The organism is Polaromonas sp. P1_E11, assembly GCF_056405995.1.
The window spans coordinates 15,072-36,815 of record NZ_JBFUBA010000002.1 but is presented as its reverse complement, the minus strand read 5'-3'; the positions used below and the strand labels follow the sequence as shown (position 1 = coordinate 36,815).

21 protein-coding genes, 2 pseudogenes and 1 riboswitch are annotated in these 21,744 nt (G+C 61.1%); of the genes and pseudogenes, 11 read left to right on the top strand and 12 right to left on the bottom strand.

Annotated features, from left to right (window positions below):
- Window positions 1-25: 25 nt before the first annotated feature.
- Both AC1D11_RS07670 and AC1D11_RS07665 read right to left on the bottom strand, forming a co-directional pair.
- Window positions 26-547, bottom strand: coding sequence for a tripartite tricarboxylate transporter TctB family protein (locus AC1D11_RS07670; protein ID WP_477646573.1), 522 nt, complete (start codon window positions 545-547; stop codon window positions 26-28).
- A 111-nt stretch (window positions 548-658) separates the two neighbouring features.
- Window positions 659-1,681, bottom strand: a complete 1,023-nt coding sequence (locus AC1D11_RS07665) for a Bug family tripartite tricarboxylate transporter substrate binding protein (RefSeq protein WP_477651090.1) — start codon at window positions 1,679-1,681, stop codon at window positions 659-661.
- A gap of 307 nt (window positions 1,682-1,988) precedes the next feature.
- Here AC1D11_RS07665 and AC1D11_RS07660 point away from each other — a divergent pair, with 307 nt between their 5' ends.
- On the top strand, window positions 1,989-2,885 hold the full coding sequence (locus AC1D11_RS07660) for a hypothetical protein (RefSeq protein WP_477646575.1): 897 nt from the start codon (window positions 1,989-1,991) through the stop codon (window positions 2,883-2,885).
- Between the two features lie 127 nt (window positions 2,886-3,012).
- On the opposite strand, the gene AC1D11_RS07655 is transcribed toward AC1D11_RS07660, so the two are convergent.
- The 6 genes from AC1D11_RS07655 to gcl all read right to left on the bottom strand — a co-directional run bounded on the left by AC1D11_RS07655 (window position 3,013) and on the right by gcl (window position 9,230).
- The gene (locus AC1D11_RS07655; RefSeq protein WP_477646576.1) at window positions 3,013-4,023 is read right to left on the bottom strand and encodes a 2-dehydropantoate 2-reductase; all 1,011 of its coding nucleotides are present in this window, start codon (window positions 4,021-4,023) and stop codon (window positions 3,013-3,015) included.
- A gap of 23 nt (window positions 4,024-4,046) precedes the next feature.
- Window positions 4,047-4,814, bottom strand: coding sequence for a fumarylacetoacetate hydrolase family protein (locus AC1D11_RS07650; protein WP_477651091.1), 768 nt, complete (start codon window positions 4,812-4,814; stop codon window positions 4,047-4,049).
- A 9-nt stretch (window positions 4,815-4,823) separates the two neighbouring features.
- A complete protein-coding gene (locus AC1D11_RS07645) occupies window positions 4,824-5,204 on the bottom strand; it encodes an HAD family hydrolase (RefSeq protein ID WP_477646578.1) in 381 nt (126 codons plus the stop codon).
- Window positions 5,205-5,657: 453 nt separating this feature from the next.
- Window positions 5,658-6,584 (bottom strand): 2-hydroxy-3-oxopropionate reductase, encoded by a 927-nt coding sequence (glxR, locus tag AC1D11_RS07640; protein ID WP_477646579.1) that lies wholly within the window; start codon window positions 6,582-6,584, stop codon window positions 5,658-5,660.
- Window positions 6,585-6,614: 30 nt separating this feature from the next.
- Window positions 6,615-7,394, bottom strand: a complete 780-nt coding sequence (hyi, locus tag AC1D11_RS07635) for a hydroxypyruvate isomerase (protein WP_477646580.1) — start codon at window positions 7,392-7,394, stop codon at window positions 6,615-6,617.
- Window positions 7,395-7,433: 39 nt separating this feature from the next.
- Window positions 7,434-9,230 carry a glyoxylate carboligase gene (gene gcl, locus AC1D11_RS07630; protein ID WP_477646581.1) on the bottom strand — a complete coding sequence of 599 codons (1,797 nt, stop codon included), beginning with the start codon at window positions 9,228-9,230 and terminating at the stop codon, window positions 7,434-7,436.
- 144 nt (window positions 9,231-9,374) lie between these two features.
- On the opposite strand from gcl, the gene AC1D11_RS07625 reads away from it, so the two are divergent.
- Together AC1D11_RS07625 and AC1D11_RS07620 are read left to right on the top strand one after the other, a co-directional pair.
- The gene (locus tag AC1D11_RS07625) at window positions 9,375-10,283 is read left to right on the top strand and encodes a LysR family transcriptional regulator (RefSeq protein WP_477646582.1); all 909 of its coding nucleotides are present in this window, start codon (window positions 9,375-9,377) and stop codon (window positions 10,281-10,283) included.
- 109 nt (window positions 10,284-10,392) lie between these two features.
- Complete coding sequence (locus tag AC1D11_RS07620) at window positions 10,393-11,352, top strand: LysR family transcriptional regulator (protein ID WP_477646583.1); 960 nt, start codon at window positions 10,393-10,395, stop codon at window positions 11,350-11,352.
- Window positions 11,353-11,363: 11 nt separating this feature from the next.
- Here the strand turns inward: AC1D11_RS07620 and AC1D11_RS07615 are convergent, their stop codons facing one another.
- The 3 genes from AC1D11_RS07615 to AC1D11_RS07605 form a co-directional block, all read right to left on the bottom strand.
- The gene (locus AC1D11_RS07615; RefSeq protein WP_477646584.1) at window positions 11,364-12,164 is read right to left on the bottom strand and encodes a sulfite exporter TauE/SafE family protein; all 801 of its coding nucleotides are present in this window, start codon (window positions 12,162-12,164) and stop codon (window positions 11,364-11,366) included.
- Between the two features lie 338 nt (window positions 12,165-12,502).
- Window positions 12,503-12,838 (bottom strand): cell division protein ZapA, encoded by a 336-nt coding sequence (locus AC1D11_RS07610; RefSeq protein WP_477646585.1) that lies wholly within the window; start codon window positions 12,836-12,838, stop codon window positions 12,503-12,505.
- Entirely contained in the window at window positions 12,835-13,074 is a 240-nt protein-coding gene (locus AC1D11_RS07605) for a DUF904 domain-containing protein (protein WP_477646586.1), read from the bottom strand. The genes AC1D11_RS07610 and AC1D11_RS07605 overlap by 4 nt, the downstream gene beginning before the upstream one ends.
- Window positions 13,075-13,120: 46 nt before the next feature.
- Window positions 13,121-13,406, top strand: a riboswitch (cobalamin riboswitch).
- A gap of 83 nt (window positions 13,407-13,489) precedes the next feature.
- Between AC1D11_RS07605 and AC1D11_RS07600 the strand changes: the two genes are divergently transcribed.
- Genes AC1D11_RS07600 through AC1D11_RS07585 form a run of 4 tightly spaced genes read left to right on the top strand, consistent with a single transcriptional unit; the run spans window position 13,490 to window position 18,189 of the window.
- Window positions 13,490-15,400, top strand: a complete 1,911-nt coding sequence (locus AC1D11_RS07600; protein ID WP_477646587.1) for a TonB-dependent receptor domain-containing protein — start codon at window positions 13,490-13,492, stop codon at window positions 15,398-15,400.
- 22 nt (window positions 15,401-15,422) lie between these two features.
- A complete protein-coding gene (locus tag AC1D11_RS07595; RefSeq protein WP_477646588.1) occupies window positions 15,423-16,763 on the top strand; it encodes a cobyrinate a,c-diamide synthase in 1,341 nt (446 codons plus the stop codon).
- Complete coding sequence (locus tag AC1D11_RS07590) at window positions 16,760-17,608, top strand: ABC transporter substrate-binding protein (protein ID WP_477646589.1); 849 nt, start codon at window positions 16,760-16,762, stop codon at window positions 17,606-17,608. The genes AC1D11_RS07595 and AC1D11_RS07590 overlap by 4 nt, the downstream gene beginning before the upstream one ends.
- Window positions 17,605-18,189 carry a bifunctional adenosylcobinamide kinase/adenosylcobinamide-phosphate guanylyltransferase gene (locus tag AC1D11_RS07585; RefSeq protein ID WP_477646590.1) on the top strand — a complete coding sequence of 195 codons (585 nt, stop codon included), beginning with the start codon at window positions 17,605-17,607 and terminating at the stop codon, window positions 18,187-18,189. The genes AC1D11_RS07590 and AC1D11_RS07585 overlap by 4 nt, the downstream gene beginning before the upstream one ends.
- Here the strand turns inward: AC1D11_RS07585 and AC1D11_RS07580 are convergent.
- Window positions 18,175-18,222, bottom strand: a pseudogene (locus AC1D11_RS07580) (hypothetical protein); the annotation flags it as partial. The gene AC1D11_RS07585 and the pseudogene AC1D11_RS07580 overlap by 15 nt on opposite strands.
- Before the next feature lie 122 nt (window positions 18,223-18,344).
- On the opposite strand from AC1D11_RS07580, the gene AC1D11_RS07575 reads away from it, so the two are divergent.
- The 4 genes and pseudogenes from AC1D11_RS07575 to cobO all read left to right on the top strand — a co-directional run bounded on the left by AC1D11_RS07575 (window position 18,345) and on the right by cobO (window position 21,645).
- Entirely contained in the window at window positions 18,345-19,190 is an 846-nt protein-coding gene (locus tag AC1D11_RS07575; RefSeq protein WP_477651438.1) for an ABC transporter substrate-binding protein, read from the top strand.
- A complete protein-coding gene (locus AC1D11_RS07570) occupies window positions 19,187-20,266 on the top strand; it encodes a FecCD family ABC transporter permease (RefSeq protein WP_477646591.1) in 1,080 nt (359 codons plus the stop codon). Before AC1D11_RS07575 ends, AC1D11_RS07570 begins: the two co-directional genes overlap by 4 nt.
- Before the next feature lie 8 nt (window positions 20,267-20,274).
- A pseudogene (locus AC1D11_RS07565) lies at window positions 20,275-21,048 on the top strand (ABC transporter ATP-binding protein); the annotation flags it as partial.
- 27 nt (window positions 21,049-21,075) lie between these two features.
- On the top strand, window positions 21,076-21,645 hold the full coding sequence (gene cobO, locus AC1D11_RS07560) for a cob(I)yrinic acid a,c-diamide adenosyltransferase (protein WP_477646612.1): 570 nt from the start codon (window positions 21,076-21,078) through the stop codon (window positions 21,643-21,645).
- Window positions 21,646-21,744 lie beyond the last annotated feature (99 nt).

Below are 21,744 nucleotides of genomic sequence, written 5' to 3'. Positions count from 1 at the left end.
TGGGCTCGATGCGGGGATAGAGGACTCAGTAGCCGAGGAAGCTCAGCAAGTCGAACTGGCCTTTGAACAAGGGAACCTTGAACCAGACCTCGAACATGAAGAAAAACAGCGCGATCACAACGAAGGAAGTGATCACGCTCTTGATCGGGGAGAATTTCCCCAGGACGATCATGAACAGCGCGATGTATACAGCGGACGCCACGTAGAGGCCAAAAAACTGGACAGCCAGCACATAAACAATGGCAGGAAGCAAAACGGCAAGTACCCGCTTGAGCTGCTCTCCGTCGACAAATACCTCGGTATTCCTGCTCTTGCCGAACACGGCTTGGTAGAAGGTGCCGAGGCCTGAAATACACAGGATGATGCCGATATAAAACGGGAAGTAGCCTGAACCGGGGCCATCGGTGGTCCAGCCGGACCCCAGGGCCCAACTGCCCTGGATGACCACCGCACCCAGGATGACAATACAGGTGGCGACGATCGCTTCAACAACATAGGTCGCGACGCCCGAGCGGGCCTCCGCGCCGGATTCTTGGTTTGGCTCCATGAGCAACTCCGTTGGATTGAGTGCCCTGCAGCAGGGCGAACTTGATTGATTGTGGGGCTGGCGCCTGGCCAGCCCGCAGGGGAAAACCCGGCGAACGGGTTTTCTTTAGCGTTACTTCGCGATGAAGCCGGCTTCTTTCATCAGCTCGCGATGACGCTGTTCTGCGCCGCCTAGCCACTTTCCGAACTCGTCGCCAGACATCGATGTCTGGTTGAACGCACCTTTTTCCATGTAGTCTTTCCACTCGGGGGTGTCGCGGACTTTCTTGAGCAGGTTGACGTAGAACTCGAGCTGGTCTTTCGAAACGCCAGGCGCCATAAATATGCCGCGCAGCATGGTGTAGTCGGTGGGCACGCCAGCTTCCTTGCACGTTGGGATGTCGGCCCATGACAGGGTGTCGGTGACTTTGGCCTTATAGGGCATGCGTTTTTCGTCGAAGACGCACAGAGCCCGAAGCTGGTTGGCGCGCCACTGGGCGACAGCCTCAATCGGGTTGTTGACGGAAGAATCGACGTGTTTGCCGACCAGCTGAACCGCGACTTCACCACCCCCCTTGAAGGGGACATAAATGAACTTGGTACCGGTGGCCTGCTCGATACCGACGGTGATGATCTGGTCTTCCTGCTTGGAGCCTGTACCACCCATCTTGATTTTGCTGGGGCCTGCAGCTTTCACGGCTGCCAGGTAATCCTTGGCAGTTTTGGCGGGGTTTTCTGCGTTGACCCACAGCACGAACTGATCGAGCGCCATCATGGACACGGGCGTCATGTCGCGCCAGTTGAAGGGAACGCCTGTCGCCAGAGGTGTGGTGAAGAGGTTGGACAGCGTGATGATGATCTTGTGCGGATCACCTTTGGCGCCCTTGACTTCGAGGAAGCCTTCCGCGCCAGCACCGCCGGATTTGTTGACGACGATCAGCGGTTCCTTCATCAGCTTGTGCTTGATGATGATGCCTTGCATCAGTCGGGCCATCTGATCGGCTCCGCCACCGGTACCCGCAGGGACCACGAACTCCACTGGCTTGGTGGGCTCCCAGGCTGCATGGGCCGGGAAGGCCGTCAGCGCCGCAGCTGCGACGGCGCATGTTCCCGCTGCGGTCAATTTATTCCTGATGCTCGCAAATCTGGTTTTCATCACGTTGTCTCCTGTATTGGGTAACTCTGTTTGGGCTTGGAACTTCTTTACTGATTCCTGGCCGGAGCATATTGCACGCGTATCGTCTTACCAAGTGGACGAAAAACTCTTGACAGGGGTCAAGTTTGTGGGATTTTCGATGCCCTCTAGGGTTTGTCCCGAGCTGTTTTGCTCCATGGCGGGCGCTTGATAGCGTATCTCCCTAGGAGGAAAGTGTCACATCGCCGATACCATGAATTTCAAAAGGGCTGGCGCTTCGTTCCGTGGCGATAACTGGAACACAAAAATGTTTTGAAAGGTAATAGCCATGAAAAACTCATTGTTGCTGATGGCTTTGTTTTTTTTTGGTTTGACCGCGCAGGCGCAGCAGTGCGAGGGCGGTCTTTACCTTAATCCGCAAGTGATCCGGGGCGAGGGAGCCTCGCAAACCGAAAGTGCCCTGAAAGAACTCGTTGACTTTATTCGCCCCACGGGGCTATCGGTCACGCCGGTGCTCAACATCCGGGAGACGCAGGATGTTTTGACAGCCGTCAAGAAACCGGCTCCACCATGCTGGGTCTATGGCAACCCCGTAGTCGGTCTTGCCTCGGGCTATAAGCCGGTGGCGGTCAATATGGACCCGATCCAGTCGGCTGTACTGATTTTGGCTGACATCGGGACGGTCAAGGACGGCAAACCCGTCGAGCTGAAGACACTCCCTCCCGCTGATCAAGCCAAAGTGCTCGCCAAGCTCAAGACGACCAGTTGCTTTGGCATGAAAAGCGGTGTGACCACATCGCTCGTAAAAGCCGAGAATTTTTGCGGCACGGTGGTCGAAATATTGCCTCAACAAGGGCTGGGGCAAAGCTACTTGCCGACCAAGGCTGCGTTTCATTGGCAAGCGGACCGGTGGGCCGGCCTGATTACGCGGCTACAGAGCGCAAAGGCTGCCGACATGAAAACCCACCACGGGACCGATGAGCGCATCCATATGGCGCAACTGGTGATTGTGCCGACCGCCAACGCGAGTTGGGGCTACGGGCTGTACGTTCACCCTGGAGCTCCAGCAGATGCGACTAAAAAAGCGGCTAATCAGTTCGACTCCCTCAAGAACGCAAACCCGCTCCTGCTGAAGGCGTTGGACCTTGGAGCCAAGTTCGATTTCGACACCCCTTCGGACGCGGTAGTTGAGGCTATGAAGAAGACGTTGGCCTTTGGGCCCTGATTCTGGTCTGATATTTACAAGAAATACGGCCCGGACCAAGGTGCTACCTTGGCCTCTAGCTATAAAAATATGGCAATTTTCCTGAGCGACTTACTCCGGCCTGCTGCCCGGGCACCCGCCCCGTCGTTCAGGCTGCGAGCTGAAGGCGCACCTGCCCGCGCTCTTCATCCATGGTTTTTGCGAGCAGCTTGACCAGGGCATATACCGTGTCGATGTGCGGCGTTGGTGTTTGCGTAAGGCGTCCCAGTTCGACTACTGAACCCACCAGGGCGTCGATTTCCGGGGCTCGGCCGGCTTCGATGTCCTGCAGCATGGATGTTTTGTGCTTGCCCACTTTCTCAGCGCCGGCGATGCGCTTGTCCAGCGTGACGCGGAACTCGATGCCCAGTTTGTGAGCTACTTCCTGCGCCTCGCGCATCATGTTGGCGGCCAGGTCGCGCGTCAGCGGAAATTGGCAGATATCCACCAGCGTGGAATGGGACAGGCTGCTGATGGGATTGAACGTGAGGTTGCCCCACAATTTGAGCCAGATTTCCGAGCGAATGTTGTCTAGTACCGGCGCTTTGAACCCGGCCTTGGAAAAGCATTCGGATATGCGCGTGACACGCTCGCTTATGGAGCCATCGAGCTCGCCGACGGGAAAGCGGTCGCCTTCAATATGTTTGACGACACCCGGTGCTATCAGTTCAGAAGCCGGGTAGACGACACAGCCGATCACGCGCTGGGCAGGAATCATTTTTGACTGTATGCCGCTGGGATCAACGCTGTGAACCTGGCTGCCTTCAAAGGGGCCGCCATGGTTGTGGAAGTACCAGTAGGGGATGCCGTTTTGCATGGTCACCACGGCCGTCTCAGGCCCGAACAGTTTGGGAAGCTCATTGGCGACGGCCTCAACCTGGTGTGCCTTCATGGCCAGGATCACCACATCCTGCGGGCCGGCTTCCGCATAATTGTTGGTCGCCTTGACGTTGTCGGCCACGTGTTCGGTGCCGTCGTGCATGATGAGCTTCATGCCTTTTTTGCGGATGGCCTCCAGGTTGGCTCCGCGTACGATGAAAGTCACGTCCTCACCGGCCAAAGCCAATTTCACACCCACATAACCGCCGATGGCTCCGGCCCCAATGATCGCAATCTTCACACCCGTACTCCTGGTAAAAAACGTTATTCGAATCGGTTGCTGAGCCTGCCAATACCGGCAATCTCCACTTCGATCGTGCTTCCCGGTTTCATTGATCCCACGCCGATTGATGTGCCACACAGGATGATATCGCCCGCGTAAAGCGTCATATCCTGGGATATCAAGCTCACGAGTTGCTGCACTGAAAAGCGCATGTCGCTGATGGGATAGTCCTGGCGGACCTCGCCGTTGAGGATGGTTTTAACTACCAGTTTGTCCGGATCAAGACCTGTGGCAACGACGGGGCCGAAGGGGCAGAAGGTATCCAGCCCTTTGGCGCGTACCCACTGGGCAAACGAGGCATCACGGTTCAGTATGTCGGCGACCGTTACGTCGTTGGCGCAGGTGTAGCCGAACACATGATCCATCGCATCGTGCTCGGGAACCTGCTTGCATGTTTTGCCGATCACGATGCCCAGTTCGCCTTCAAAAACTACTTTGCCATTGCATGGGGGCTTGAGGATGGTACCGTTTGGATCCAGGTAGGAGTTCGGCGCCTTGATCAGGTAGAGCGGCTCGGCTGGCACAGCCAGGTTGAGTTTTTGACCCAAGGCGTGGAAGTTGTTCCACATCGCGATGACTTTGCTTGGCCGTACCGGCATCAAGAGTTCGACACTGGCCAGCGGTAGCACCCGGTCCGTGGGTGTCGCACCGGAGAACATGTTGCCCTGGCAAACCCTGATGTTTTCTCCCTCAAGTGTTCCGAAGCCGGTTGAGTTGCTTTCCCTGAAACGTAGCCAGCGGTTAGACATTCCGGCCCTTCACGTGTACAGCGCACTCGGCGTGAACCGGGGTGCTGGCGTGGTGTTTTTCGGGCGGCTATTGGCCGGCGTGAGTGAATGGCTGGACCAGCCGGCATAAGGAGCCGGGTTTGCCCGGCTGGCGACCATGCTGGCATGGCAGCGGGCCTTGGCCGCTTCGATGGCCTCAACCAGGAAGTCTGCTTCGTAGGCTCGCAGCAGATGCGCCTGCTCGGTCTCCAGATAGGTACGCACGGCATCACGGCCTTGGGCCTGCAATCGGGCATAAGTAGCGACATCCCAGTGCCAGGTCAAGCCGAGCTCTTCGAATGCGGCGTTGTAGGCGTGGCGGGTCTGATCGGTCCGGTCGGCGGCAGTGTTGTCAAGCGAGGCGTTGAGCATGGAGGTCTCCTTTGATGGGTGGATGCTCTGGGGGCACTTTTCGATGCGTGATGCACCGGGCTTGAGACAACTGTAGAAAGAATGGATGATTAATGATAGTTAAAGTATTTCATATAAATGATTATCTATCAGTTATATATAGATAATGCCCGGCGCGAAGGGTGTGGTTCACGCAGGTGGGTAAGAGTGCAGTGACTTTCCGGCACGCCTGCGTGCGCACGCCAATCCCGAACAAGTGGGTGAGAAATGGAGGCTGGAGTTTTTTCGGCAGTTCCAGCACAGAAGGGGATTCGGCCGCACGAGACAGCCTTTTCTTCGGCAAATCGAATAGCAGGCCCCATGCCCGTTGCATGAGCGGTGCGGAGCGACTTTGGGGATGTTTAACTCGCGGGGGAAAACAGGCGCAACGCAAAGAAGCCGGCCCCAAGCTTGTGCTGCGTGTCCCGGCAACGATCACCCGGCCTGCTGGCCGATCTCGAAGTTGGCCAGTTTCTCCAGTGCGCGCACCATGGCGGAGTGGTCCCAGGTTTTGCCACCGTGTGCGACGCAGGAATTGAACAGCTCCTGCGCGGTGGCCGTGTTGGGCAGCGAGATGCCGAGCAGGCGCGCGGTGGACAGCGCCAGGTTCAAGTCCTTCTGGTGCAGCTCGATGCGAAAACCCGGATCAAACGTGCGCTTGACCATGCGTTCACCATGCACCTCCAGAATCTTCGATGACGCGAAGCCGCCCATCAAAGCCTGGCGTACACGCGCCGGGTCAGCACCGGCGCGGGCGGCAAACAGCAGCGCCTCGGCCACCGCTTCGATGTTGAGCGCCACGATGATCTGGTTGGCCACTTTGGCGGTCTGGCCGTCACCATTGCCGCCAACCAGGGTGATGTTCTTTCCCATCAATTCAAACAGCGGCTTGATGCGTTCAAATACGGCTTCCGGGCCGCCGACCATGATGGACAGCGTCGCATTTTTTGCGCCGACTTCGCCGCCGGAAACCGGTGCGTCGAGGTAGTCGCAGCCCAGCGTGTTGATTTTCTGCGCAAAGGTTTTGGTGGCTATGGGCGAGATGGAGCTCATGTCGACGACGACCTTGCGTTCACCTGCGTCTGCCGATGAGCCCTTCAGACCGGCTGCGACACCGCCTTCGCTGAACAGCGCAGCCTCCACGTCGGGGGTATCGGGCACCATGGTGAAGATGATGTCCGCGCGCTCAGCCACGCCGCGGGCATTCACGCATTGCGTGGCGCTGCCACTGCCAATCGCGTCGGGCATCTTGCCGAGGGTATGGACAAACAGCTGGTGCCCGGCCTTGATCAGATGCCCGGCCATGGGTGTGCCCATGATGCCGAGGCCGACGAAGCCGATTTTCAGGGTGTTGGAGGTCATGTAAACGTAGTCCTTGTGAGATGGTGCGGGTCAGCTTGTCAGGCGCTGGCGCCAGCCCAGCCCGGCATCCGTCGTGCTGGCAGGTTTGTATTCGCAGCCTATCCAGCCGCCATAGCCAAGGCGGTCCAGGTGCGTGAACAAAAATGCGTAGTTGATCTCGCCGGTGCCCGGCTCGTTGCGGCCGGGGTTGTCGGCCAGCTGGATGTGGGCGATGCGTGCCAGATGTTTTTGTATCGTCGCCGCCACTTCCCCTTCCATGCGCTGCGCGTGGTAGATGTCGTACTGCACGAAGGCGTTGTTGGCGCCGACCTCGTCCAGAATATCCAGTGCCTGCGCCGTACGGTTCAGGTAGAAGCCCGGAATGTCAAAGGTATTGATCGGTTCGATCAGTAATTTGAGGCCGGTTTTTTTCAGTTCGCTGGCTGCATAGCGCAGGTTATCGACAAAAGTTTTGCGCAGAACGGCGTCACTGGCCCCTGCGGGTGTTTTGCCGGCCAGGCAGTTGAGTTGACTCACACCGAGCACATGGGCATACGCGATGGCTTGGGCAACCCCGGCACGGAATTCTTCCACGCGATCGGGGTGACAGGCAATACCGCGTTCGCCGGCCTCCCAATCGCCGGCGGGCAGGTTGTGCAGCACCAGCTGCAAACCATTGCCATTGAGCCTGGCCTTGATGTCAGCGGCGCTGAAGGCATAGGGGAAAAGAAACTCCACGGCCTTGAAGCCAGCTTTGGCAGCCGGTTCAAAGCGGTCGAGGAACGCATGCTCGATATAGAGCATGCTGAGATTGGCGGAAAATTTAGGCATGATTTCTTTGCTGGTGGGGCGTTGGCCGTTGCTAGGGGCTTACTCAAGCAAGCCGGCCAGTTCCAGGCCTTCGCGGCCCTTGGGGTGGCGGCAGTCGATGTCTTCAAACTCGTTGACCTTGTCGATCTCCGTGCCCATGGCGATGTTGGTGACCTTTTCGAGGATGACTTCCACAACCACCGGCACCCGGTATTTGCGTGCCATCACCTGCGCCTCGACCATGGCGTCATTGATCTTTTCAGGATCGGTCACGCGCAATGACTTGCAGCCCAGGCCTTGCACCACGGCCTGGTGGTCCACACCGTAACTGCGCAGATCGCCTTCGCCTTCCGGTACGTTCTGGTTCTCGAAAGCCAGCTGCACGCAGTAGTCCATCTCGAAACCGCGCTGGGCCTGTCGAATCAGGCCCAGATAGCTGTTGTTGACCAGCACCTGTACATAGGGCAGATTGAACTGCGCGCCCACGGCCAGTTCTTCCATCAAGAACTGGAAGTCATAGTCGCCGGACAGCCCGACAACGGTACGTGTCGGGTCGGCGGCCACTACACCGAGGGCCGCGGGTATGGTCCAGCCCAGCGGCCCCGCCTGGCCGCAGTTGATCCACTGGCGAGGCCCGTACACATTGAGAAACTGCGCGCCGGCAATCTGGCTCAGGCCGATGGTTGTTACGTAAATGGTGTCGCGCGGAAACACCTTGTTCATTTCCTCGTAAACACGCATCGGCTTGATGGGCGTCTCGGTAAAGTGGGACTTGCGGTGCATGAGCTTTTTTCGCTCGGCGCAGCGGGCGGCCCAGCTGCCATAGTCGGGCAGGCTCTTCGCCGCCTTGCGTTCGCGGGCGACCTGCACCAGCAGTTCCAGCGCGGCTTTGGCGTCGCTGACAATGCCAAAGTCGGGGTTGAACACCCGGCCGATCTGTGTCGGTTCGATGTCTACGTGCACAAAGGTGCGGCCCTTGCAATACACCTCGGGCGAACCGGTATGGCGATTGGCCCAGCGGTTGCCGATGCCGATGACGAAGTCGCTGGCCAGCATGGTGGCGTTGCCGTAACGGTGGCTGGTTTGCAGCCCACACATGCCGGCCATCAGGGGATGATCGTCGGGAATGGTGCCCCAGCCCATCAGGGTGGGGATCACTGGCACACCGGTGAGTTCGGCGAACTCGACAAGCAAGTCGGAAGCATCGGCATTGATGATGCCGCCGCCGGCGACGATCAAAGGCTTGCTGGAAGCAGCAAGCATGTCGAGTGCTTTTTCGATCTGCTTGCGGCTGGCGGCCGGCCTGTACACGGGCAGCGGCTCGTAGGTGTCAATGTCGAATTCAATTTCAGCCATCTGCACGTCAAAAGGCAGATCAATCAACACCGGGCCGGGACGCCCCGAGCGCATCAGGTGAAAAGCCTGCTGGAAGGAACGCGGCACCAGGGCCGGCTCACGTACAGTCACGCTCCACTTGGTGACCGGCTTGGAGATGGATTCAATGTCCACGGCCTGGAAATCTTCCTTGTAAAGCCGCGCGCGGGGTGCCTGCCCGGTGATGCACAAAATGGGGATGCTGTCGGCAATTGCCGAGTACAGTCCGGTAATCATGTCGGTGCCGGCCGGGCCGCTGGTGCCTATGCACACACCGATGTTTCCGGCCTTGGCGCGCGTGTAGCCTTCGGCCATGTGCGATGCGGCCTCGACGTGCCGCGCCAGGATATGCGTGATCGACTGGCGCTCGCGCAGTGCGGAGTAAAACGGGTTGATAGCTGCGCCGGGCACACCAAAAGCTTGTGTGATGCCTTCTTTTTCCATCACCAGAACGGCGGCCATGGCGGCCTTCATTTTTGCCATCGAAGTCTCCTAGAGGGTTGCTGATCGTTGGACGGATGGTCGCGGCGTTGGTGACTGCGGGGAACCCCCATCCCGTGCATTACGCTTATTCCAATCTGGAATAAATAATTGCCTGGCCGATGTCGCCGTGGTCTACTTGCGGCCATGGACCGCATTCAAGCCATCCGGCTTTTCATTCGCGTGGTTGACCTTGGCTCTTTCAGCAAAGCCGCGGCCGACATGGGTATGGGCCAGCCGTCGGCCACCAAGCTGGTGGTGCAACTGGAAAAGCAGCTGGGTTCTCGGCTGCTCCATCGCTCGACCCGCGGAGTGACGCCCACCGAGATAGGCGCACTGTATTACGCCAAGTGCAAGCTGATCGCACACCATGTCGAAGAGGCCGAGACGGTGGCGGCGCTATTGCAGTCACAGGTTCAGGGCGGCCTGCGAATCACCACCTCGGTCGCTTTCGGACGGCGTGTGCTGGTGCCGCTGGTCATGCGTTTCATGCAGATGCACCCCAAATTGCAGATCGAGTTGAATTTCGAAGATCGTTATGTCAACCTGGTTGAGCAAGGCATTGACGTGGCGATCCGGATGGGGCCGCTCGCTGACTCGACGTTAGGGGCGCGTTACCTGGGTATCAACCCGTGGGTGGTGGTGGCCTCGCCCGAATACATCAAGAGGCGCGGCGCGCCGGCCGATCCTGCGGGTCTTGTCACGCACGATGCGCTGATCTACAGCACGGTGCAAGGCGATGCGCGCTGGCATTTCAACGGAGCAGAAGGCCACGTGCGTCCGGTCTCGGTCAGTGGGCCGCTGCGCTCGAACAATCTCTCGGCGCTGCTGGCGGCAGCGCGCGGCGGTATGGGCGTGGCTGCCTTGCCTCGGTATGTGGCGCATGAGTCGGTGCGCAGCGGTACTCTGGTGCCCCTGCTGAACGGCTGGGTGCTGCCATCGCAGGAAATCCATGCTGTTTATCCTTCGCCCCAATTGGTGCCGGCCAAGGTCAACGGCTTCGTCGGCTGGTTGCAAGGCCAGTTCGGCGAGTCCTGGTGGGCGGACCAGAAATAGCCACAGGCGAAAGCTTGTCCAGACCGACCGGCCTGCAATGAATGATTATTCATTGCTAATCCATTTGATACCATGAATTACTTGTGAGTTATGGACTAAAGGGGCCGAGATGAAGAATGCGACGTTGCGCCAGCTCAAGGTGTTCGAGGCTGTGGCCCGCAACTTGAGCTTTTCGCGAGCCGCTGAAGAGCTGCACTTGACACAACCGGCGGTGTCCATCCAGGTCAACAAACTGGAAGACCACGCAGGCCTTCCATTGTTTGAGCAGCTCGGCAAAAAAATTCATCTCACGCCAGCAGGCATTGAGATGCTTCACTCCAGCCGGATCATCATCCAGCAGTTCAAGGAGGTGGAGGAAGCCATGGCGCAGTTCAAGGGCATCTCCGGCGGCAAGCTGAACGTTGCGGTGATCAGCGCCGGCGACTATTTCTTTCCGCGTCTGCTCGTCGAGTTTGCACGGCGCCACTCGGGCGTGACGCTGGACTTCGGCGTCTGCAATCGCGAGGAACTGTTGAGCCAACTTACCGACAACCTGACGGATCTGGCCGTCATGGTGCGCCCGCCGCTGGACATGGACACGGTGAGCGAACCTTTCGCCCCGCACCCTTATGTTGTTGTGGCGGCGCCCAACCATCCGCTGGCAGCCAAGAAGCGCATTCCGCTATCGCGCCTGGCCAGCGAACCCTTTGTTGTGCGTGAAAAGGGTTCCGATACCTGGAATTCGATGGAGGAGGGTTTTGGCGCGCACCTGGCCGACCTCAACATCGCGATGGAAATCAAGAGCACGGAAACCATCAAACAGGCCGTGATCGCGGGCATGGGGGTGAGTTTTTTGTCGGCGCATACCATCAGCCGCGAACTTCAGGTGGGCAGCCTGACCGTGCTCGACGTGCAGGGTTTTCCGTTGATGCTGAATTGGTATGTCGTGCACCGTCGCAACAAGCGTTTGACGCCGGTAGCGCAGGCGTTCAAGACTTTTTTGATGACCGATGGCGGGGCGTTGATCGAGCAGACAATTGGTTTTCGTCCCAAGACGGCGCGGCCCCGGCATGCTGTCGCCCGCCGTTAGCACGACAAGGGTTAGCGCAGCAGGAAATAGGCCGCCAGGATATACAGCACGACCGCGAAGACTTTCTTCAGCGGCTGGATGTCCATGCGGTGCGCCGTGCGCGCGCCCAGCGGCGCTGTACAAATGCTGGCCACCGAGATGATGAGCAGTCCAGGCAGGTACAGAAAGCCGATGGAGCCGGGCGGCATTTGCGGGAGATTCTGGCCGGCCCAGATGTAGCCCAGGGTGCCGGCAAGCGCGATTGGAAAGCCGAGCGCTGCCGAGGTTCCCACGGCGTCGTGGATCTTTACATTGCACCATGTCATAAAAGGCACCGAGACGAAGGCGCCGCCTGCACCCACCAGCGAAGACAACATGCCGATGACACCACCCATGCCGAAGGTGCCTAGGCGGCCGGGCAGGGTGCGGCTGGGTTTGGGTTTACGGCCCAGAAACATCTGGGTGGCTGAAAACGCCACAAAAACGGCAAACAGGATGCTGAGGATTTTTCCCGGCAAGGCCACTGCCAGCTGTGCACCAATCAACGACCCCAGCAGGATGCCGGGTGCCAGCAACCGAACGATGGGCCACAGCACGGCCCCGCGCCGGTGATGCGCACGCACTGACGACAACGAGGTGAAGCAGATGGTAGCCAGCGAGGTGGCGACCGCCATTTTCACGGTGTATTCCTGCGGGTAACCCTTTGCCGTGAGGATGAATGTTATGAACGGCACCATCAGCATGCCGCCGCCGATGCCCAGCAGGCCTGCGAGAAAACCGGTGCACAGACCCAACAAGAGAAGTTCGGCAATAAGTTGGGGTTCGAGAGACATCGGATCTGCTGTGGCGCTGCGGGCTGGGCCCGCAGCCGGCTATTGTTTTTGTTCGCGGCCTGGATTCCGGTCGGATCCGGGATGAGAAAAGAAAGGTGTCTGCGAGTGCCACTGGACCGTCATCCTGAACCGGGGTTCAGGTGGGCGAGGGCAGTCAGGTTTCGGGTTCGTCTGACGCGAGACGATCACACCTGCCAGACAATTTACCAAGCCCGTGCTCGAAGAGCATTGGTTCAAGGAAATATAAAGCCCAATACGCATCGCAGACGTCTTTATTGTAGGCCTTTGCGGCCCCCGCGCGCGAGGTGGGGAGTGATTTACCGCAGGGATGCACGGGCTTAAAGCAGGCGGCCGTCAACGCCCAGGGCTGTGTCAAGCCGCTGTAGCAAGGCTGTGAGTTGCGGATGTGCTGTTTCGCCAGTACTGGTGGTTGTTTCTGCCGTTGTCGCGGCGGGTGCGGGTGTGGCGTTTGGCGTGCGCTCGGGGAGCTCAAAGGCGAGATTCAGCGCCGCCAGAACGGCAATGCGGTCGCGTGCCTTGATTTTCCCGGCATCGCGAATCCTGCACATGGCCATGTCAACGCGGTTGACCGCGTCCAGCATTCGGGCGTCGCCATTTTCGGGGCAGCCCAGCAGATAGCTTTGGCCCATGATCTGCACTTCGAGTTGTTTCATGACTCGGTTCCCACAGTGTTTTTGACGGCATGCCCGTTGGTTTCGGGCAGGCGCTCCAGCAGCGCATCCACACGGGCGCGTGCCGCGCCCAGCCGCGATTTGAGGGAGTCGCGTTCATGCGTCAGAACGCCCACCTGCTCCACCAGGAGCTCGTTGGTGCGCTGCAGCTCCTCATAGCGCAGCAGGAGCCGCTCAACGCGTTCGACGATCTGGTCGATTTGGGTTTGGTTCGACATGGCAGCTCCGATTGTAGGGTTTGCGGCCGGACATGGGGAAGGCCCGCGTAGAATCTACCTTGTTGGTGCCCGCAGTGTGGTTCGCACGCTGCAGTTCAACGGGAAGCAGGAGGGGGTCAAAGCCATGCATCAGGTCAACCTGATTCGCTGGCGCCGCGACCTTTAACCTGCGCTGCCCCCGCAACGGTAATACGGACGAATGGGCTCCTGACGTCAGGTCAGAAGCCCATTCAGCTTTCATCACTAGCCACTGAGCGTTTTGAACACACGCTTGGGAAGGCGATGGAGGCAGTTCCGTCAGCCCGGATACCGGCCAACAAGGTGAACGCGCACGTCCGTGAACTGGCATGAGCGTTTGTAACGCTCATGCACTGGCGGGGAAGCCAGTGAGGGTATTTGTTGATTGTCTGATTCCATGAAAACCTGTGTTTTCCACACACGCCTTGCCGTGCTTGCGCTGGCTGTGGCCGCTGCATTTCCCGCCTTGTCGCAGACTGCCCCAGCGGCCCAGGCCGGCGCGGCGCCACAACTCAAGGAAATGGTGGTAACCGCTACGCGCAGCGCCCAACCTATCGGCGATGTCATTGCCGATGTCACGGTCATTGACCGTGAAACCATAGAGCGGGCCGGCCCGGTGGGGCTGGCTGATATTTTGGTTCGCGTGCCGGGCACACAGATCACCCGTAACGGCGGTATCGGCAGCAATACAAGCGTTTTTGTGCGCGGCGGTGAAACCCGCCACACCCCGGTTTTTGTAGACGGCGTGAGGGTGGAGTCGCAGACGACGGCTGGAGCTGCCTCCTGGAACAACATTCCACTCTCGCTGATTGATCGCATTGAGATCGTGCGCGGCCCCAGCAGCGCAGTCTATGGCTCCGATGCCGTAGCCGGCGTGATCCAGATATTCACCAAGCGCGGCCAAGGCCCTTTTTCGCCTTCCGTGACGGTGGGTTACGGCTCCTACAACACCAGCCGGGTTGAGCTCGCCGCCAGCGGTTCAGCGGGCGGCTTTAACTATTCGCTGGGCTTGACGCAGGGACAAAGCGATGGCTTCAATGCCCGGACCATCCCGGCGCAAAACCCCGATGCCGACGGCTACAAAAGCCAGAGCGCCAATGCCAAGCTGGGTTTGCAGATCAATCCTGACCACCACATTGAAGCCAATGTGTTGCAGAGCCATATGGATGCGCAGTACGACGGCGGCCTCACACGCGACTTTCGCCGCATCAGCGACCTGCAGACCCTGGGCCTGCAGTGGGAAGCCAAATGGTCTGGCCAATACAGTACCAAGCTGGCGATCACGCAGGGTACAGACTCAGGTGAAGAAGGCCTGAACGGCTCGACCCCGCAGATTTCTTACGACAAGAGCACCATCAGCACGCTGCTGTTCCAGAACGAATACCGCATTGGCGCGCATCTCCTGAGCGCCACACTGGAAAGTCGTCGCGATGTGTTCCGCCTGGTCGGCTCTTCGGCCGTGCCGGCTGGCAGGAGCACCCTCAACGGGAACCGTTCGCTGGATGGCGTGAGCCTGGGCTACGGCTGGAGCGGCGGCGCACATACGGTGCAGTTCAACGCCCGCCATGACACGGACAGCGAATTCGGCGGCAAGACCACCGGCTCCGCCGCCTATGCCTTTGCGCTCACACCACAGTGGAAAGTGTCCGCATCCGCCGGCACCTCCTTTCGGGTCCCCACGCTATACCAGCGCTTCAGCATTTACGGCACCTCGACCTTGAAGCCCGAATCCGGCCGCAGTGTGGAAATGGCGCTCAAATACAGCCAGGGGACTGCCCAGTACGGTGTCACCGCTTATCGCAACCGCCTGACCAATCTGCTGAGCTATGTCACGGGTAACGGCCCCTGCCTCAACGGCGGCCCGCCAACAGTGCTGAGCAATCGTGGCTGCTATGCCAACACGGCGCAGGCCCAGTACACGGGGCTGACGTTCACGGCTGCAGAGACGCTGGGCAATGTTCACGTCCACGGCTCGCTGGATTTGCAGAATCCCAAGAACCTGGTCACCAACCGAACCCTGCAGCGCCGCTCCCGCCAATACGGCACGCTGGGCGCCGAGATGCCGGTGGGCGGCTGGCAACTGGCGACCGACCTGGTGATGGCCTCGCATACCTTCGACAGCGACACCAGCAACGTCGTGCTGCCAGGCTACTCGCTCGTGAACCTGAGCGCCACGACGGCGCTGTCGCGCGACTGGAAACTGGTCGCCAAGCTCGACAATGTGACCGACAAGGCCTACCAGACTGCCGGCACTTACGCCAATGGCCGGCGTTCTGTGTACGTCGGCCTGACCTGGGCGCCCCAGTAAGTAAGCCTCATCCACACCAGCCATGCAAACCCCCGTCCGTTGCCCTGCCATCCTCATCGCCGCCCCGGCTTCCGGCCAGGGCAAGACGACGGTGACCTGCGCGCTGGCGCGCCTGCATGCGCGGCAGGGCCGGCGGGTTCGGGTTTTCAAGTGCGGGCCGGATTTTCTGGACCCGTGCTGGCACGCCCTGGCCAGCGGCACGCCGGTGTACCAGATGGATCTGTGGATGACGGGCGAGGACGATTGCCGCGCGCGTCTCCATGCGGCGGCGCTGGAGGCCGACCTGGTCATTGTGGAAGGCGTGATGGGCCTGTTTGACGGTGAGCCCAGCGCTGCCGACCTGGCGCAGCGCTTTGGCTTGCCAGTGCTGGCGGTGGTGGATGCGTCGGGCATGGTGGCTACCTTTGGCGCGCTGGCCTTTGGCCTGCAGCACTATCGCCCCGACATGCCATGGGCCGGCGTGCTGGCCAATCGCGTGGCCAATGCGCGCCATGCGGGCATGCTGCAGGCCAGTGTGGCGCCGGACCAATGGCTGGGTGCGGTGTTGCGCAATGCCGCCATGAGCCTGCCCAAGCGCCACCTGGGCCTGACCGTGGCGACCGAAGTGGCGGATGCCATGGAACGGCTGGACGCCGCGGCCGATACGCTGGCCACCACCCCGCTGGGCCAGATGACCCTGGACGACTTGCAGCGATGGGCGGTGGACTTTACGGTTCCAGAAGCCCCTGCGTCCGTAGTGCCGGCACTTCAAGGCAAGACGATTGCCATTGCGCGCGATGCCGCCTTCTGCTTTATCTACGCCGCCAACCTCGACACCCTGCACGCACTGGGTGCCGAAGTGGTGTTTTTCTCGCCCCTGACTGACGCGGCGCTGCCTGCGTGCGACGCGCTGTGGATTCCCGGCGGCTACCCTGAGCTGCACGCGGAGGCGATCGCCGCTAACACCCCCATGCGGGAAAGCCTGGCCGCGCACATTGCCGCAAGCAAACCTGTGTGGGCTGAGTGTGGCGGCATGATGGCGCTGTTTGACACACTGGTCACGCTGGATGGCGAGCGCCATGGGCAGTGGGGTGTACTGCCCGGTGAGGTGACCATGCAAAAGCTGCTGGCCGGCCTGGGCCCGCAGCAACTGCCGCTGGCCAGCGGCACCTTGCGCGGCCACACCTTCCATTACTCAACCACGGCCACACCCCTGCAGGCGACGGCCCGAACATCGCGCCCAGGTACCGAACCTTCAAACGACGCGGGTGAGGCTGTGTGGCAGCAGGGTGCGGTGCGCGCCAGTTACTTTCACGCCTGGTTCCCGTCTTGCCCCGAGGCGGTGGCAGAGCTGTTCACGGCACCTGTGGAGGTGACTGCATGACGGACTTGCTGCATTACCAGCCCGGCCCGCAGCGCATCGTCTGCCTGACCGAGGAAACCACCGAATGGCTCTACCTGCTGGGCCAGGAGCAGCGCATTGTGGGCATCTCGGGCTACACCGTGCGGCCCAAACGCGCGCGCGACGAGAAGCCGCGCGTCAGCGCCTTCCTGAGCGCGAAGATCGAGAAGATCATGGAGCTGCAGCCCGACTGCGTGCTGGGCTTTTCGGACCTGCAGGCGGATATTGCGTCCGACCTGGTCAAGCGCGGCGTGCAGGTCACGATCTTCAACCAGCGCAGCGTGGCCGAGATTTTCTCCATGCTGTTCCAGCTGGCCGCCATGGTGGGCGAGGCGGAGCAGGGTGCGCAGCGTATTGTGCAGATGCAGGCCGATTTGCGTGCCATGCAGGCGGTGGTTGCCGCCAGGGTAGCCAACGGTGCGCGCCGACCCAAGGTGTATTTTGAAGAATGGGACAGCCCGTACATCAGCGCGATCCGCTGGGTATCGGAGCTCATCGGCATCGCGGGCGGAGACGATTGCTTTCCTGAACTCGCTGCCGAGTCGCTGGGCAAGAACCGCATCATTGCCGACGGCGCCGAGATAGTGCGCCGGAACCCGGACATCATTCTGGGCTCCTGGTGCGGCAAGAAATTCCGGCCAGAGAACGTGGTGGCACGCGAGGGTTGGGGTGCGGTGAATGCGGTGCGTCACAACCAGCTGTTTGAAATCAAGTCGCCCGACATCCTGCAGCCCGGCCCCGCTGCGCTGACCGACGGCGTGGCCAGGATGCACCAGATCATCCTGCAGTGGATGGACGCTGATCAAGCCGGAGCGTTCCGATCATGAGCGCTATGACGATTGCCAAAAGCGAACTGATTCTGGGCGGCCAGAAAAGTGGCAAGTCACGCCGTGCCGAACTGCTGGCGCACCAGTGGCTGGGCCAGAGACTGGGCCACCGCGCCGTGCTGATTGCCACCGCACAGCCTTGGGACGAGGAGATGCGCCAGCGCATCGCCCGCCACCGGGCGGATCGCGCCGAGCGCGTGCCCGGCATGACCACGGTGGAAGAGCCGTTGACGCTGGCGGAGGCGATTCAAAAACACAGCCAGCCCGACACCTTGGTAGTGGTGGACTGTCTGACGCTGTGGCTGACCAACCGGTTGATGCCCGTGGATTTTGAGAAAGATAAGCCTCTAGCCCTCATGGACAGTGCGCCAGCAGCTTCTCTTTTGATAGCAATTTCCCAAGCCCCTGGCCCTGTGGTGCTGGTGGGCAATGAGATTGGCCTGGGGGTTATTCCGATGGGGCGCGAGGTACGCGCCTTTGTGGACGCGCTGGGCAAACTAAACCAGGATGTGGCCACCGCCTGTCAGCGCGTGACTTTAATGGCTGCAGGGCTGCCGCTGACTTTGAAAGACACCGCATGAGCATCTCCTACGCCGGACTGCTTCGCCGGCTATGGCATCGGCTGGAATGCGTGGTGCCTGAGCGTTTTGCTCCGTGTCCCCCGCCCGCGTTGCGGGCGCCTCCTTTACCTACGCAAAACACTCTGACACCCCGCCTTCTGTCGGTGCTTGCGTTCGTGTTCACTTGTGCCGGCGCGGCACACGCCTTGCAGGTGACAGACGACCGCGGCGTCACCGTCACGCTGCCGGCTGCACCCCAGCGCATTGTCAGCCTGCTGCCCTCGTTGACCGAAACCGTGTGCGAGCTGGGCCAGTGCCAGCGCCTGGTGGGGGTAGACCGTTATTCCAACTTCCCGGCCAGCGTGCAAAAGCTGCCTCAGGTCGGTGGCGGGCTGGACCCGAACATCGAGATGATCGTCTCCCTCAAGCCCGATGTGGTGCTGATGGCCACCTCGTCGCGTGCGGGCGAACGGCTGCAGGCGCTGGGCATCAAGGTGGTGGCCCTGGAGCCCAAGCGCCATGCCGATGTGCAGCGCGTGATGCTCAAGCTGGGCCAGTTGCTCGAGGTGCCCGATGCGGCGCGTATCTGGCGTGCGATTGATGCGGGTGTCTCTGCCGCAGCACAGTCGTTGCCGACCAGCGTGCGCAATGTGAAGGTCTACTTTGAAGTCAACCAGGGGCCGTATGCAGCGGGCGAGTCGTCCTTTATTGGCGAAACGCTCACACGCCTGGGTGCCCAAAACATCGTGCCGGCCAAGCTCGGGCCGTTCCCCAAGCTCAACCCCGAATACGTCGTTCGCGCCAACCCTGATCTGATCATGATCGGCCAGCGCAGCGCCGGTGGTTTGACGGCCCGACCCGGCTGGCAAAGCATCCGCGCACTGCGCGAGCAGCGGGTCTGCATTTTCCCACCCGACGAGGCCGACATGCTGGTGCGTCCCGGTCCGCGCATGGCTGAAGGTGCGCGCCTGATGGCCCAATGTCTGCTGAAAAATGCGCCCGCCCCGGGAGCCAAACCATGATGCAAACCCGCGTTTTTTGGCTGGTCTGGGCCGGTGTGCTGGGAGCATTGGCTTTGGTCACGTTGGGCATCTGTGTGGGCAGCGCCGGGCTGGAGAACCTGATTCGTCCGCTGCTCAACCCCGCACAGGACCCGCAACAGACCGCCATGGCACAGCAAATCATTTGGCAGATACGTCTGCCGCGCACCCTGGGCGCCTGGGCCGCCGGCGCCTTGCTGGGCCTGGCCGGCGCGGTGGCCCAGGGCCTGTTTCGAAACCCCCTGGCCGATCCGTATTTGCTCGGCAGTGCATCGGGTGCCTCGCTGGGCGTGGCGCTTGCGCTGGCTGCGCTGGGCGGTGGTGCCGGCATGTTGGGCGGCAGCATGATGAGTGGCGGCATGGCCGTCAGTGTGTTCTCCAGCAGCCTGTGGGTGCGCCTGGGGTTGACCGGTGCCGCGTTTCTGGGCGCCGTGTTTGCGGTGATGCTCACGTTGGTGCTGTCGCGCGGTGTGGGCCACACGCTGCGCCTGCTGCTGGCCGGTGTGGTGGTGGGCGTGGTGCTGGGCGCCATGACGCACCTGGTGCTGCTGTTCTCACCGGAATCGTTGCAGGCCATGCAGGCCTTCATGCTGGGCTCGACCGCCTTTGTCGGTTGGACCTCGTGCGTGCTGATGGCCAGTGTGTGGTGTGTGTGTGTGCTGGCGGCGTGGCTGCTGGCGCGCGTGCTTGATGGATTGAGTTTGGGCGACGCCACCGCCATCAGCCTGGGCCTGCCGGTGGCGCCCATGCGTGCGGCGCTGGTGGCGGTACTGGCGCTGGCTACGGGCACCGCGGTAGCGCAAACCGGATTGATCGCTTTTGTAGGCCTGGCCGCACCGCACCTGGTGCGCTCGGTGGTCAAGACCACGCACGCGCACCTGATGCTGCTCTCCAGCCTCATGGGCGGCGTGCTGCTGATGGCGGCCGACACGCTGGCACGCTGGCTGATCGCGCCGCAGGAGCTGCCCGTGGGGATGCTCACTGCGGTGCTGGGCGGCGGCTACCTCCTGTGGTTGATGCACCGCAGCAGCAACCTGGGTGGAGGGCGCGCGGCATGAGAAATGCTATGAATTCAATAGCTATCGGCGCAGATTCCATAAGGGCCAGCCTCGGAAATGGCCTGCAAAAACAGCCCATCCTGCACGGCATCAGCCTGGACATTGCGGCGGGTCGATGGACCAGCATCGTCGGCCCCAACGGCGCAGGCAAGTCCACCTTGCTCAGGGCGCTGGCCGGCGTACTGCCGCACAGCGGTGAAGTCAGTTTGCTCGGCCAGCCGCTGCAAAGCCTGCCGCACCGCGAACGCGCCCGCCAGCTGGCCTGGCTGGGCCAGAACGAAACCTCGGCCGATGACCTGACCGTGTGGGACGTGGCCATGCTGGGCCGCTTGCCGCACCAGGCCTGGCTGGCCCCGCCCAGCGCCGCCGACCGTGCAGCGGTGGAGCAGGCCCTGCGCGCCACCCGTGCCTGGGACTGGCGCGAGCGTGCCTTGGGGCAACTGTCGGGCGGCGAGCGCCAGCGCGTGCTGCTGGCGCGTGCCCTGGCAGTGCAGGCCCAGGTGCTGCTGATGGACGAGCCGCTGGCCAACCTCGACCCGCCGCACCAGGCCGACTGGCTGGACGTGGTGCGTGCGCTGGTGGCCGAAGGAAAAACCGTGGTCAGCGTTCTGCATGAGATCACCATGGCATTGCAAGCCGACACCATGGTCGTGATGGCTGAAGGCCGCATCACCCACCAAGGCGCCTGCGCCGATCTGGCCACCCACCGCGCACTGGAAGATGTCTTTGACGGACGCCTTGCCGTTCATCCCTTGCAAGGGCAGTGGATTGCGCTGCCCAAAGTCAACCATCCCGCAAAGAGAGCCCCTATGCAGATTGAAACCCCACCCGTCGATTACGAACGTGTCGTCCCTACGGCCGAGCGTCGTGGCCTGATCATGATCAACACCGGCCACGGAAAAGGCAAAAGCACCGCAGCCTTTGGCCTTGCCCTGCGTGCGCATGGCCGGGGCAAGGCCGTCAAGGTCTACCAGTTCATGAAAGTGCCCACTGCCCGCTTTGGCGAGCACCGCTTGTTTGAGCAACTGGGCATCCCCATCGAAGGGCTGGGCGATGGCTTTAGCTGGAAGAGCCGCGACCTGGACCACTCGGCCCAGTTGGCACTCGACGGCTGGGCCAAGGCCGAGGCCACGATTCGCGCCGGCGAGCACTTCATGGTGGTGCTGGACGAAATCATGTACCCGTTGCGCTACGGCTGGATTCCGCTGGAATCCATACTCACCTGCCTGCGTGAACGCCCACCGCATGTGCACGTGGTGCTGACGGGCCGCAATGCACCGGGTGAGCTGGTAGACCTGGCGGATACGGTGACGGAAATGACTTTGATCAAGCATCACTTCAAGGCGGGCGTGCCCGCACAACGTGGCATTGAAGACTAGAGATATGGCCCCCACGCTTTTCACTTCGCCTTCGGCTCCGTGTAATGCGCGAGGCCTTGCAGGCCGCGGCTCGCGAGACGCTTCGCCTCTGTCGCCCGT

Coding starts and splice junctions, on each gene's coding strand:
- AC1D11_RS07585 (WP_477646590.1), top strand. CDS start 17,605: ATGAGCGCTATGACGATTGCCAAAAGCGAACTGATTCTGGGCGGCCAG.
- AC1D11_RS07590 (WP_477646589.1), top strand. CDS start 16,760: ATGACGGACTTGCTGCATTACCAGCCCGGCCCGCAGCGCATCGTCTGC.
- AC1D11_RS07610 (WP_477646585.1), bottom strand. CDS start 12,838: ATGAAACAACTCGAAGTGCAGATCATGGGCCAAAGCTATCTGCTGGGC.
- glxR (WP_477646579.1), bottom strand. CDS start 6,584: ATGACCTCCAACACCCTGAAAATCGGCTTCGTCGGCCTCGGCATCATG.
- AC1D11_RS07620 (WP_477646583.1), top strand. CDS start 10,393: ATGAAGAATGCGACGTTGCGCCAGCTCAAGGTGTTCGAGGCTGTGGCC.
- gcl (WP_477646581.1), bottom strand. CDS start 9,230: ATGGCAAAAATGAAGGCCGCCATGGCCGCCGTTCTGGTGATGGAAAAA.
- AC1D11_RS07595 (WP_477646588.1), top strand. CDS start 15,423: ATGCAAACCCCCGTCCGTTGCCCTGCCATCCTCATCGCCGCCCCGGCT.
- AC1D11_RS07670 (WP_477646573.1), bottom strand. CDS start 547: ATGGAGCCAAACCAAGAATCCGGCGCGGAGGCCCGCTCGGGCGTCGCG.
- AC1D11_RS07625 (WP_477646582.1), top strand. CDS start 9,375: ATGGACCGCATTCAAGCCATCCGGCTTTTCATTCGCGTGGTTGACCTT.
- AC1D11_RS07615 (WP_477646584.1), bottom strand. CDS start 12,164: ATGTCTCTCGAACCCCAACTTATTGCCGAACTTCTCTTGTTGGGTCTG.
- AC1D11_RS07665 (WP_477651090.1), bottom strand. CDS start 1,681: ATGAAAACCAGATTTGCGAGCATCAGGAATAAATTGACCGCAGCGGGA.
- AC1D11_RS07650 (WP_477651091.1), bottom strand. CDS start 4,814: ATGTCTAACCGCTGGCTACGTTTCAGGGAAAGCAACTCAACCGGCTTC.
- hyi (WP_477646580.1), bottom strand. CDS start 7,394: ATGCCTAAATTTTCCGCCAATCTCAGCATGCTCTATATCGAGCATGCG.
- AC1D11_RS07645 (WP_477646578.1), bottom strand. CDS start 5,204: ATGCTCAACGCCTCGCTTGACAACACTGCCGCCGACCGGACCGATCAG.
- AC1D11_RS07605 (WP_477646586.1), bottom strand. CDS start 13,074: ATGTCGAACCAAACCCAAATCGACCAGATCGTCGAACGCGTTGAGCGG.
- AC1D11_RS07600 (WP_477646587.1), top strand. CDS start 13,490: ATGAAAACCTGTGTTTTCCACACACGCCTTGCCGTGCTTGCGCTGGCT.
- AC1D11_RS07570 (WP_477646591.1), top strand. CDS start 19,187: ATGATGCAAACCCGCGTTTTTTGGCTGGTCTGGGCCGGTGTGCTGGGA.
- cobO (WP_477646612.1), top strand. CDS start 21,076: ATGCAGATTGAAACCCCACCCGTCGATTACGAACGTGTCGTCCCTACG.
- AC1D11_RS07660 (WP_477646575.1), top strand. CDS start 1,989: ATGAAAAACTCATTGTTGCTGATGGCTTTGTTTTTTTTTGGTTTGACC.